We start from the raw sequence: 12,071 nt of genomic DNA, 5'->3' as shown, positions 1-12,071 counted from the left end.
CCTTTTGGCTCTCGGAGTATTGCGGGCCCACAAGATAGAGGTCTGTAAATTTTTTAGTCTTTCATGGAAAACATAACCTAAAAAGGAGGAATTATACTATCCTATGTCGAATATTGTTCATAGAATACTATGCACGTCTTTTATCATGGCTGAAAGGTTGAGGCAAACATATGGGGCGTTATTATGCCCATACACCAAATGCGCAGGAGGAGTGGCACGACCTGGCCTCCCACCTGGAAAAAGTAGCTTGGTGGGCGGAGGCCTTCGCCCAACCCTTCGGCGGTGAAGCCTACGCTGCTTGGGTCGGACTAATCCATGACCTGGGAAAGTTCAATCCCTCTTTCCAGGAATACTTGCAGGCGCAGTATCGAAAGGAGAAATATCCCCGCGTGCCTCATGCCATGTGGGGAGGCGCGTTAATTTATTGCTTTTTATTTAAACTAGCAAAAGACCCGGAAAGCTGGAAGGATATTGCCCTACCCGTTTGTGGCCACCATTCCGGGCTTGCCGCTGCCGGTCGCCTGGCTCAGGATTTGGAGGAATTCTTACAAAAGGAGCCCGGCTCTCTCCCTATTATGAAAGAGGCCCTGGCTTCGCTACCCAAGCTGCCGCCTTTTCGTGCTCTTCCTTTTCGAAACAGCACCCGCCGCGAACTTTTCATCCGTATGCTCTTTTCTGCCCTGGTAGACGCAGATTACTTGGACACGGAGGCGCATTTTGCTGCGGAGTTGACACAGGCGAGAAGAGACTGGCCGGAAATCCCCGATCTCTGGATCCGATTTATGAAAAAGCAGGAATCGTTTCTTGCGAGCCGTGATGATACTACCACAAACAGGATCCGCCGTGAGGTTTATGAGGCTTGCCTCCAGGCCGCTGAAGGCCCGCCCGGCATCTGGCGCCTTACCGTGCCCACCGGTGGCGGAAAAACGAGGAGCGGTTTAGCCTTTGCTCTGAAGCACGCCGTGCGGTACGGCAAGCGGCGGGTAATTGTGGCTATTCCTTATACCAGCATTATAGAGCAGACGGCGGATGCTTACCGGAAAATCTTGGGAAATAAAGCCGTTTTGGAGCACCATAGCCAGGTGCCCGTGTCCGAAGATGAGGGGCAGGACCCTTCAGCTTTGCGGATGCGCCTGGCGGCTGAAAACTGGGACGCCCCGATTATAGTAACCACTACGGTTCAGCTTTTGGAAAGCCTTTTTTCCAATCGTCCTTCAAGGGCCCGCAAGCTGCATAATCTGGCCCAAAGCGTCATCCTACTGGATGAGGTGCAGGCCCTGCCTCCCGAAATCCTTAAACCCACCCTGGATGTTTTGAGGGCACTGGTAGAGGAGTATGGGGTAACCCTCGTCCTTTCCACTGCTACCCAGCCCACTTTTGACGATACGCCCTATCTTCAGGAGTTTTACGGCCTGGAGGTGCGTGAGATCGTACCCCAGTACCGCAAGCATTTCCAGCTCCTGAAAAGGGTGGCTTACGAGCTGAGGGAGGAACCGCTCTCTTGGGAGCGCCTGGCGGACGAGATCCGGGAATTGCAGCAAGTGTTGGTGGTGCTCAATTCCCGGCGGGACGTGCTGGAACTGCTTAAGGCCCTGGATGACTTGCCGGATGTGTTTCACCTCTCCACCCTCCTTTGTGGGGCCCATCGACGCAGGGTGCTGGACGAAGTATCGCAACGGCTGGGAAAAAGGCCGGTGCGCCTGGTCAGTACCCAGGTAGTGGAGGCAGGGGTAGACCTGGATTTCCCGGTGGTTTATAGGGCGGTAGGGCCCCTGGATCGGGTGGTCCAGGCAGCAGGAAGGTGCAACCGGGAGGGGCGGCTGGCTGAGGGACGGGTGGTGGTATTTGAGCCGGCTGAGGGCAGGATTCCCCGGGGACCTTATAAGGCGGGACTGGAAAAGGCTCGGATTCTTTTAAGAGGACGCCTGGCCGAAAGCCTACATGACCCGGAACTCTACCGGCAATATTTCCGGAGGCTCTTTGCAGATGTGGACCTGGACAGGAAAAAAATCCAAGAATACCGGCGGGAATTGAACTATCCGGAAGTAGCCCGCCTTTACCGCTTGATTGAGGAGGAGACGGTTTCGGTAGTTGTCCCTTATGGTGAAGCCTGGCAGCGGCTTGAGGAATGGATGAAGGATCCAGGCCATGTGACCTGGCAGCGTCTCCAGCCCTACCTGGTCAGCCTTTTTCGATTCGAGACGGCAAAGTTCAAAAAAGAGGGCCTGCTGGAGCCTCTGGCGGAAGGGCTCTACCGCTGGACCGGGGGGTACGATGAGCGCCTGGGGTTGGTAGGGCCCGTTTATGACCCCGGCGATCTGATTGTTTGATCCCTCCCATGCCGCACCGTAAAGCAGGGTTGCATCCGGCCTCTGTGCCGGGTGAGGATCGAAACAAACATGGAGGTGTTCAGGTGGAGCGGAAAGGAATGGTTACGGTTAAAGTGTGGGGAAATTATGCATGCTTTACCCGCCCGGAATTCAAGGTGGAAAGGGTAAGCTACCCGGTCATAACCCCATCGGCGGCACGGGGTGTCCTGGAGGCTATTTTCTGGAAACCGGAGTTCCGTTATGAGATTAGAGCCATTGGCGTTCTCAAGAAGGGAAGCGAAATGGTAATTCTGCGTAACGAAATAGAACAGCGCCAGGGGAGCAATCCATTTTTTATAGAGGATACCCGCCAGCAGCGTTGCAGCCTGGTGCTTAAGAACGTGGCCTACTTGATTCGGGCAGAAATTGTTCTGCGGTCCTGGGCTACCGATCCGGTCTACAAGTATCGCGATCAGTTTAACCGCCGCGTGGAGAGGGGCCAGTGCTATCACCGACCCTATCTGGGAACCCGCGAATTCACGGCCTTTTTTGCCCCGGCCGGAGAAGGTGACCGGCCGCAGCCGCTGGACATGGACCTGGGGAATATGCTTTTGGATATCGCCTATGTGGAAGATCCAACCCGGCCGGAGATGGAGTTTGTCCGCCACGGGCCGGGCGGCGCGCGGCGCGCCTTCGGTTATCACCATGCGCTCTTTTTTGCGGCTCGTCTTGAGGTCGGCTGGCTCAAGGTCCCAGCGGAAAGGTACAGGGAGCTTTACCTGCTGGAGGGCGAGGATTATGTTTAAGGAACTGGTGGATCTGGGGCGCGATCTGGAAGCCCAGGATAAGCTTCCCCCAGCAGGATTTTATTATTACACGGAGCCCATCCGGTGGGTGGTGCACATTTGGCCAGGGTCTCCAATTAAAGTGTGGCTGGAAGAGGTTGAATTGACTAATAAACCCCGTCCATATGACCCGACCAGGACTTCGGGAGAAAGGGCTTTACCGTTTGTTCACGAGGCTGGCTATGCCTTGGGTGTATCTAAACAAAAAGGAGGGGTAGATAAGCGGGCAGCCAAAAAACATCAGGTGTTTCGGGAGTTAATTAAAAAGTTTTTGCTTTCGCCTCTGGTAAGTGATTTCGCACTTCGAGAGGCAGTTAGCTATGTTGTAGAAGTTCTGGATAAGGGTTTGGTGCAAAACGACCCACGTTTCGGTGAGGTTCAATCTAAAGATTGGGTTTCCTTTATGCTGGAAGATGGTCCTTTAGCCGGTCAGCACCTGTTTGAGCATTCTGAGGTCAGGAACTTCTGGATAACCGAACTCGAGGAGCGGTGTCTGGCAAACGATAAAAAAGGAAAATCGGTAACCGTCGTGGGTGAATGTGCAGTGTGTGGGTCTGTTGGAACACTAATCGGCAAGCTTCCTCTTCAGGTGAAGCTACTTAAAGGAACTGCACCCCTTCACTGCCTTAACGAAGATGCATTTGTTTCTTATCTTGCCGGGCAGAACATTTCGAAACAGGCTCATTTAGGTCTCTGTCTGGCATGTGGTGATATAGCTACCCGAGCTTTTAATTATTTATCAAACAATCCTAGGCATAGGAAAAATCTGGTGAGAGATAAAAACAAAGCTGATAGCTTGGCTAATCAGATGGCCATTTACTGGCTTAAAGCCCCTGCTCCCCTGCAGGTGGGGGATAGTTCCATTGACATGGAGGATCTTTTGGCCAACCTGGGGTCTCTGATGGTTGAAGAACGAATACAGAATAAGCCTCAGGCTCCTCCCGCTGATCTGGTCCAAATGAACCGCTTACTGGATCTGCCCTGGAAGCCCAGAGCAAGTGGTCTGAGGCTGGATGACTATGCTTTTTACCTGGGGGTTCTTTCGCCTAATGTAGGAAGGGTTGCCCTACGGGAGTGGTTTAGCGTTTCCCTAGAGGTTTTAAAAGAAAATCTGAGAAATTTCCTGCAGGCACTTACCCTGGTTTCTATAAGTGGAGATAGATGTCGACCAGTATCTATAGCCGTGCTGGCAGAAGCCTTAGATTCATCTGAACCAAATTTTATTCGAAGCCTTCTTCGAGCGGCCTACTTGGGATACAGGCCTTCAGCTGAACTTCTGGTCAAGGCAGTATCGCAACTGCGGGTTTTTTGGAGCAAAGGGAAGAGAGATAGGCCGGATGAGGAACGGCAGCGGCTTGAGTATATTCAAGCCCTGACGGCTCTGTTAAAGTTGGTGATTTCTTATGGAAAAGAGGAGGCTGTGAACATGGAAAAGCTGGATTTTCAGCGTTGCTCAAAACCTTACCTTTGCGGTCGTTTGCTAGCTATTTTGGAAGAAGCACAACTTCGGGCGGCTAGTTTTAAGCTAAACAACACCATTGTGAATCGTTTTTACGGGGCCGCCTCTACCGCGCCAGCTTCGGTATTTGGAAATCTGCTGCGTTTGAGTACCACAGCTCATCTCCCAAATCCGAAGGTAGGTATGGAAGTAAATCTCATGGTAGAAGAGGTCCTTTCACTGTTGGATGATGCCGAAGGTTTTCCAAGGATTCTCAAACTGCCCCAGCAGGCGGAGTTTGCTCTCGGCTTTTATCACCAGCGGGCTTACTTCCGTGCAACAAGAGGTAAAAGCAAAATCAAAGAATCCAACTAAAACTAAGGGGGAAAAACTGATGAACAGCAAGTATAAATTTATTTGTGATCCCCAAAAACGCTATGATTTTGTCTTTCTTTTTGATGTCCGGGACGGGAATCCTAACGGTGACCCTGATGCAGGTAACTTACCTCGGGTAGACCCCGAGACTATGCACGGCCTGATTACCGATGTGGCCTTAAAGCGCAAGATAAGGGATTACGTTGCCCTCACTCGGCCTCAAGAGCCAGAGTATGGAATTTTCATCCAAAGTAAGGTGGCGCTCAACCGGCTATACCTGGATGTACTTTACAAGGGCATAGAACCTCCCAGTGCGGTAGTAGAGGAGGACGAGGAACTTCTCGACTTTCTAGAGAAAGAAAGGGACGAGTTCGACTTCGATCCGGAAACCCGCCTTCTCCGTTACATAGGCGAAGGAACCAAAATAAAGGACATCCTGGAGGCTCTTAAGGGCGAAACAGAAATTAACAAGGACTTTGAGGCTAAACTTAAGAAAATAGCCGAGCCCTTGGCGAGCCGGATCAAAAACCTCCCTAAAGTGGGAAGGGAAAAAAGAGAGGAAGTTAAACAGGAGATGGCCCGCCTATACTTCGACATTCGCATGTTTGGAGCCGTACTTACCGGCGGAACTAATGCCGGACAGGTTCGTGGGCCAGTCCAGCTCACCTTTTCCCGTTCTGTAGACCCGGTCCTGCCCCTGGACCTGGCTATTACCCGTAAGGCAGTAACCAAGGAAGCGGACCGGCGGCGCAAGGAAACAGAGATGGCTCGTAAGCCCCTTATTCCATACGGCCTCTACCGGGCTCACGGATTTTATAACCCCTTCTTGGCCGAAAGGACCGGCGTATCGAAAGAAGACCTTAAACTTTTCTGGGAGGCCCTCCAGTATCTTTTTGAGTTTGACCGCTCAGCTTCCAGGGGTGAAATGGCGGTGCGTGGTCTCTTTGTTTTTCGCCACGAAGATAAGAAAGGCAACGCCCCGGCACACAAGCTGTTTGAGCTGGTAAAAGTGCGGAGGCAGGAAAGTGTGGAAACCCCCCGTTCCTTTGCAGACTATATGGTCGCTACTCCTCCTGAGGGGTCGCTTGACGGGATGGGTTTTGCCGGCGTCACCCTGGTCCGGCTGGTGTAAATATGCCCTGGGATGCCTCCGATTCCGTCCCTATCAGCGCACTGCAGCACTATGTATATTGCCCCCGGCAGTGCGCGTTGATCCACCTGGAACAAGTTTGGGACGAAAACCTCTTTACTTTACGGGGACGGCGGGTTCACGAGAATGTAGATCTGCCTCATGACTATAATGCTGAAGGAGTTCGAGTAGAGCTGGCCGTCCCCCTCTGGTCGGAACGTCTGGGGTTAATTGGCAGAGCGGACGTGATTGAGTTTCTGCCGGACGGCACTCCCTATCCAGTGGAATACAAGGCCGGTCCCCGGAAGGCCAGAAGGGCCGACGAGGTGCAGCTCTGCGCCCAGGCTTTGTGCCTTGAGGAAATGCTGGGACGACCAGTGCTCCGGGGAGCCCTGTACCATCACGGGTCACGACGGAGGCGGGAGATTCGCTTTACGTCCCAACTTCGCTCGCAGGTTGAAAGGGTGATCCAGGACGTGCGCCAGCTGCTCCAGGACGGTTTAATGCCCCCGCCGACGGCAGATGAACGCTGCCGAGATTGTTCCCTAGTGGACGCTTGTATGCCCTTTGCCCTGCGGGATCTCCCTGCCTGGCTGGAGCGTGAATGGAAGTGATGCATCAACTCCTTAATACACTGTATATCCAAGCCCAGGGCGCTTATATACACCTGGATCACGACACGCTAAAGGTGGAAGTCGAGCGGGTTGAGCGGCTTCAGGTACCCCTGCACCACCTGGGCGGACTGGCTGTCTTTGGCAACGTGCTCTTAAGCCCCTTTTTGATCCATCGCTTTGCTGAGGACGGTCGGAATATCGTCTGGTTTGACCAGAATGGCCAGTTCCGGGCCCGCCTTGCAGGACCGGTAACAGGCAACGTCCTTTTGCGGCGGGCCCAGTACGAGGCCTATAGAGATGCGTGCCACCGTTCGGCCCTGGCAGGCCGCTTTGTAGCCGGTAAAATTAGAAATGCCCGCCACGTGTTGCTAAGGGGTATGCGTGATAACCCGAAATTGGTTTGTCAGCTTGAACCGGCCGCTCGAGAACTGGAAGCGGCCTTGAAAGAGGTGAACAGGCCCAAGGATCTTGATGTAATACGTGGTATCGAGGGTCGGGCCGCCGCTGTATACTTTTCGGTATTAAGTTCGCTCATCTTGGTAGACGATCCCGCCCTACGCTTTGATGTAAGAACAAAGCGGCCGCCCCGAGACCCGGTGAACGCTTTACTATCCTTTGCTTATTCACTGCTCGTCAATGATTGTATATCGGCTTGTGAAGGGGTCGGGCTTGATCCCCAGATCGGCTACCTCCATGCCTTGCGCCCCGGTCGGCCTGCTTTGGCCCTGGATTTAATGGAAGAGTTTCGTGCCTTCCTGGCAGACCGGCTTGTGCTAACGCTGTTGAATCGCCGCCAGATAACGGAAAAGGATTTCCTGGAACGGCCGGGAGGCGCCGTCCACCTTACCGATCAGGCCCGCCGAACCTTTTTGGAGGCCTATCAGAAAAGGAAACAGGAAGAACTCATCCATCCTTTGTTAGGTCAACGGATACCCGTCGGGCTTCTTCCCCACATCCAGGCGCGCCTGCTGGCGCGACATCTTCGCCAGGATGCGGCCGAATATGCGCCGTTTGTTGCCCGATGAAGCGGATGGACATCATCGTTGCTTACGATGTAAATATGGAAAGCAAAGAAGGGCAGGCCCGCCTGCGGAAGGTGGCCACTATTTGCAAGAACTTTGGCCAACGGGTCCAGTATTCTCTTTTTGAATGCCGGGTAACACCGGCCCAGCTTGAAGAACTCATTTACAGCCTCCGGAAAGTCATTGATGAGAAACGAGACAGCCTCCGCATCTACATATTGCATGGCGGCCGGGAGGGTTCCCTCAGGGTTTACGGCCAGGACCGGTATGTGGACTTCGATGGGCCGCTGATTCTGTGAAGGCCCTGGCGGGACGTTGCGTCTGTACCCGGATTCCTTGCCGGGTGAGAATTGAAACGGTAAGGATTGAGCCAAAGATGGTGTGCGCGAAACCCCAGTGGAGCTACAAAATCCGGATGTTTCGCGATGCGGCATTTTTATGGACGGCCCGGGCAGTTACAGGAGCCCAGGCTGGTCAAAAAACGCCCGGGCCGCTAGGTTCGCGCTGGGTGGCCGCTAAAGCCGTCCAGAAAAAGAACTTTTGCGCGGTCTGTTGCACCCGGCTTCCATGCCGGGTGAGGATTGAAACACAAGCAGGCTGGAATAGTCCTGCACTCCTTCCGTGTTGCACCCGGCTTCCATGCCGGGTGAGGATTGAAACGAGCGACCCAGGATAGCCGGGATAGTGAGCCCGGTTGCACCCGGCTTCCATGCCGGGTGAGGATTGAAACGAGCGACCCAGGATAGCCGGGATAGTGAGCCCGGTTGCACCCGGCTTCCATGCCGGGTGAGGATTGAAACTTCATTACTTGTAAGACAGCGCGAATAGTAGTACGTTGCACCCGGCTTCCATGCCGGGTGAGGATTGAAACGCTTCTGCTTGCGTTTTGGCGTAATTTCGTCTAGCTGTTGCACCCGGCTTCCATGCCGGGTGAGGATTGAAACCATTGGTGTAGCAGGGAGGATTTGAACCTCCACCCTCGTTGCACCCGGCTTCCATGCCGGGTGAGGATTGAAACACTTTGACAGTAAACCCCCTTCAGACATAATAGCGTTGCACCCGGCTTCCATGCCGGGTGAGGATTGAAACAGACTGTTGCGCCCTGGCAACATGACTTCACCCCGTTGCACCCGGCTTCCATGCCGGGTGAGGATTGAAACCTGCGCTGTCTCGTCCGGCCTGTCCTGCCAGCTGTGTTGCACCCGGCTTCCATGCCGGGTGAGGATTGAAACGGTTAGCAACCCTTGCTTAGACTCCCCAAACACAGGTGTTGCACCCGGCTTCCATGCCGGGTGAGGATTGAAACATTTTTAAGGAGGATTATCCCCTATACTTGCGATTGGTGCCAAGGTGGGTTGTATTTGACGCTTTCTGGGAAGCTGTTTCTGCCTTTCACTAGCTCCAGAAGGTTGCGGGAACCATTTCCGATTTAGGCCAGGAACACAGGACGAGGCAAGAATGGAGCCGGTGATGGCCGCTTTACGAGAATTGTCCTGTCGGCCGGAAATTCAGGTTTTAGACCCCGGCAGTCACTGCGTGGTTCTTCGGGAATGGCTGGCTAAGAGACCGGATGTGGAAGCGGTTTACTCCAACCGCAGCGACGGTACCTTTATTTTCTCGCAGCCGCCAGCCGCCCTGGCCAACGCCCGGATCCGTCCCTGGTGGCAGAGGGCCATGGCCGGGGAAGAGTATATATCAACGGTGTATGTGTCAGCTATTACCCGGAAACCCTGTCGCACCCTGTCTTTGCCTATACGGGACGGCAGCGGCAGGATCGTTGGCGTGCTGGCAGCCGATGTTTCGCTGACGTGATCTTGAGAAATCATTTTCTGGGGTCATTTGCTTGAAGCCATGTTAAAGCACCGCAAGTGGATAGAACAGGAATCAGCAACGAAGCAAGCCAGCCACTTTGGAGCAAATGGGCTACTGAAGTGGAGCGAAAATTTCTTTTACTTCTACTGCAAATCCTTTCAGTAAGATGGATTTAGCCTGGCCCGTTTCTTCGACATGATGGACAAGGACGAAATTTCCCTCCTTTTGCTGAAAAACCTCAATGCTTTTATCTTCGGGATCTACAATCCAGTATTCTTTTACACCGCACCGCGCGTAAACACGGGCTTTTTTCTTTAAGTCATAATAGCCGGTAGAGGGAGAAAGAATCTCTATTACCAGGTCGGGTGCCCCTTTTATTTTTGTTGTTTCGATTATATGCATTCTATCCTTCGCGATAAAGATAATATCCGGCTGGTAGGTTTCTTTTTCCTCTAAAAATACATCTACAGGTGCGGTAAAAAGTATCCCCAAATCCTTTCCTGCAAGGAAAAACAACAGCTTTTCAATCAGACGCATTAGTATGATCTGGTGATAGGTATCGGGTGCAGGCGTCATAATGAGTTTACCTCCGATTAGTTGAAAGGGAGTTCCTTCCGGCAGCCTGGCGTAGTCCTCGTAAGTATAGCTGTTCTTAACGGGGATTATCATTTCTTCCTGGTAAATACCCATTGTAGTGCCCTCCTCTCATTATGACTTTCCAGCAGGCCTTTTCGGTAGCCACCAATCTAACTTTAGTATAGCCATTGCTGACCGGGTTTTTCAATCCTGGCGTACGGATGAATTTAGGTGGACAACAAACTTTAATTCTGTCCAGCGCTGGAGCAGGAATTTTTTCCCTTGGTGTCGAATTACTGCCTTACCACTGTTATACAGTAGTAATTTCCTACTAACCGGCCATGCCTTGAAGGCACAACCAATCATGAAAATAGAAAGAAGTGATTACAACAGCCTGATTTTCTGCTACATTGGAATTATCAGGGACAAAGGTTGAGTACATTTTGATGGTATAACCTCGAGTACTAACCTAACCTGATTGCCTTTGAGCACAGCCAATTGTCGCCCCTCGTTCTTAAGGACCTGGGAACAGCACGGGTGTTAAACTTCTTTCTTTCTCGGGCAATCATCCCTGAAATCCAATGAGGCAGGAGGAAGCTCATGCAAGACATTTTAGAAACCTGTTGTGGTCTGGACGTCCATAAAGATACTGTGGTTGCCTGCCTATTAAAAGGCAATATTGGCGAGGAACCGACAAAAACCATTCGCACCTTTTCCACCCTTCTTGCCGGACTTGATGAACTGAAAGCCTGGCTGGAAGCGGAGAACTGCCGCCATGTGGCCATGGAAAGCACCGGGGTTTATTGGCAGCCTGTATATAACGTCCTGGAAGAAGCCTTTGATGGCAGTATGGTTTTGATTGTTGCCAACGCCCGGCACATGAAAAACGTTCCCGGTAAGAAGACCGATATGAAGGACGCTGAATGGATAGCCAACCTCTTACGCGCTGGATTGTTGGAAGGAAGTTTTATTCCCTCCAAACCTATCCGGGAACTCCGTAATCTAACCCGGTACCGCAAAAGTATTATCGAAGAGATTGCCTCGCAAAAGAACCGCATCGAAAAGCACTTACAAAGCTGCGGTTTCAAGCTCTCCACCTTTCTCACCGATATCTTCGGGGTATCAGGCCGGGCGATTATGGATCACCTTTGCCGTTACGGGAAGATAACCGCCCGGGAAGTAGAGACTTTGGTAAAGGGTCGTGCCAAGTGCAAGCTCCCGGAAATCAAGCAGGCTGTCAATGGTAAAATGGATGTTCACCAAAGGGAGTTCCTCAAGCTTTTGCTGGGCTGGCTGGATCAGCACTACGAGCATCTTCGCCAGGTAGAACAAAAGCTGGAGGAAAAACTTAATCAATACCAAAGACAACTGGAGCAACTGGACGGTATCCCGGGTATTGACAAAACCGCTGCCGCCGCTATTCTGGCGGAAATCGGCCTCGATATGAGCCGCTTTAAAACTGCGGAACATATCTGTTCCTGGGCGGGCTTAAGCCCCGGCAATAATGAAAGTGCAGGAAAAAAAAGTCCACTCGTACCACCCACGGCAACACCTATCTAAAGCGGATTCTTTGCGAAGTTGCCTGGTCCATCACCCGGGTACGCGACAGCTATTTATCGTCCTGGTACTGGAAGGTCAAGCAACGCCGCGGGGCCAAGAAAGCCCTTATCGCTCTGGCCAGAAAGCTTCTGGTGATTATTTACAACTTATTAAAAAACGGTACAGACTACGACGAAACTGCATTTGAGAAAGCCAAACAAAAACAAGAAAGATTTCGGATCAAAAAAATTATTGCTGAGGCCCGGAAGCTGGGGCTCGAGGTAAGGGAAGTCGCCCAGGTCTGTTAACAGTTACACCTTCAAGAAGGATTAACCTGGCTGATGTAGGTTCATGCATCTGCTAGTTTATTATTGCCTTTTTACGCCCTACCTGGCAGGCTTATTTACTTGAT

At 52.3% G+C, this 12,071-nt stretch carries 9 protein-coding genes, 1 pseudogene and 1 CRISPR repeat array; of the genes and pseudogenes, 9 read left to right on the top strand and 1 reads right to left on the bottom strand.

Features of this window, described 5'->3' with window-relative positions:
• The first annotated feature begins 170 nt into the window (after positions 1-170).
• From cas3 to FLZ89_RS03630, 8 genes are all read left to right on the top strand, one after another.
• Positions 171-2,330 (top strand): CRISPR-associated helicase Cas3', encoded by a 2,160-nt coding sequence (gene cas3 / locus FLZ89_RS03665; protein WP_141304417.1) that lies wholly within the window; start codon positions 171-173, stop codon positions 2,328-2,330.
• 83 nt (positions 2,331-2,413) lie between these two features.
• Positions 2,414-3,115: a type I-C CRISPR-associated protein Cas5c gene (gene cas5c / locus FLZ89_RS03660; protein WP_253256400.1), complete on the top strand. Its 702-nt coding sequence runs from the start codon at positions 2,414-2,416 to the stop codon at positions 3,113-3,115.
• Entirely contained in the window at positions 3,108-4,967 is a 1,860-nt protein-coding gene (gene cas8c / locus FLZ89_RS03655) for a type I-C CRISPR-associated protein Cas8c/Csd1 (protein ID WP_172613428.1), read from the top strand. Before cas5c ends, cas8c begins: the two co-directional genes overlap by 8 nt.
• A gap of 19 nt (positions 4,968-4,986) precedes the next feature.
• Entirely contained in the window at positions 4,987-6,099 is a 1,113-nt protein-coding gene (cas7c, locus tag FLZ89_RS03650; protein ID WP_141304415.1) for a type I-C CRISPR-associated protein Cas7/Csd2, read from the top strand.
• Positions 6,100-6,101: 2 nt separating this feature from the next.
• Positions 6,102-6,710 carry a CRISPR-associated protein Cas4 gene (gene cas4, locus FLZ89_RS03645; protein ID WP_141304414.1) on the top strand — a complete coding sequence of 203 codons (609 nt, stop codon included), beginning with the start codon at positions 6,102-6,104 and terminating at the stop codon, positions 6,708-6,710.
• On the top strand, positions 6,701-7,735 hold the full coding sequence (cas1c, locus tag FLZ89_RS03640; RefSeq protein WP_253256399.1) for a type I-C CRISPR-associated endonuclease Cas1c: 1,035 nt from the start codon (positions 6,701-6,703) through the stop codon (positions 7,733-7,735). Before cas4 ends, cas1c begins: the two co-directional genes overlap by 10 nt.
• Entirely contained in the window at positions 7,732-8,031 is a 300-nt protein-coding gene (gene cas2, locus FLZ89_RS03635) for a CRISPR-associated endonuclease Cas2 (RefSeq protein ID WP_075515614.1), read from the top strand. The genes cas1c and cas2 overlap by 4 nt, the downstream gene beginning before the upstream one ends.
• A 252-nt stretch (positions 8,032-8,283) precedes the next feature.
• A CRISPR array of direct repeats spans positions 8,284-9,038; the repeat unit is 37 nt; unit sequence GTTGCACCCGGCTTCCATGCCGGGTGAGGATTGAAAC.
• 152 nt (positions 9,039-9,190) lie between these two features.
• A complete protein-coding gene (locus FLZ89_RS03630) occupies positions 9,191-9,544 on the top strand; it encodes a PDC sensor domain-containing protein (RefSeq protein WP_141304413.1) in 354 nt (117 codons plus the stop codon).
• A gap of 111 nt (positions 9,545-9,655) precedes the next feature.
• Here FLZ89_RS03630 and FLZ89_RS03625 read toward each other — a convergent pair whose 3' ends face one another.
• Entirely contained in the window at positions 9,656-10,234 is a 579-nt protein-coding gene (locus FLZ89_RS03625; RefSeq protein ID WP_141304412.1) for a Uma2 family endonuclease, read from the bottom strand.
• Between the two features lie 486 nt (positions 10,235-10,720).
• On the opposite strand from FLZ89_RS03625, the pseudogene FLZ89_RS03620 reads away from it, so the two are divergent.
• A pseudogene (locus tag FLZ89_RS03620) lies at positions 10,721-11,967 on the top strand (IS110 family transposase).
• Positions 11,968-12,071 lie beyond the last annotated feature (104 nt).

The sequence above is a fragment of the Moorella sp. E306M genome (assembly GCF_006538385.1).
Lineage (GTDB): Bacteria > Bacillota > DSM-521 > Neomoorellales > Neomoorellaceae > Neomoorella.
Note: the sequence above shows the minus strand (reverse complement) of the source record. Positions and strands in the feature narration are given on the sequence as shown.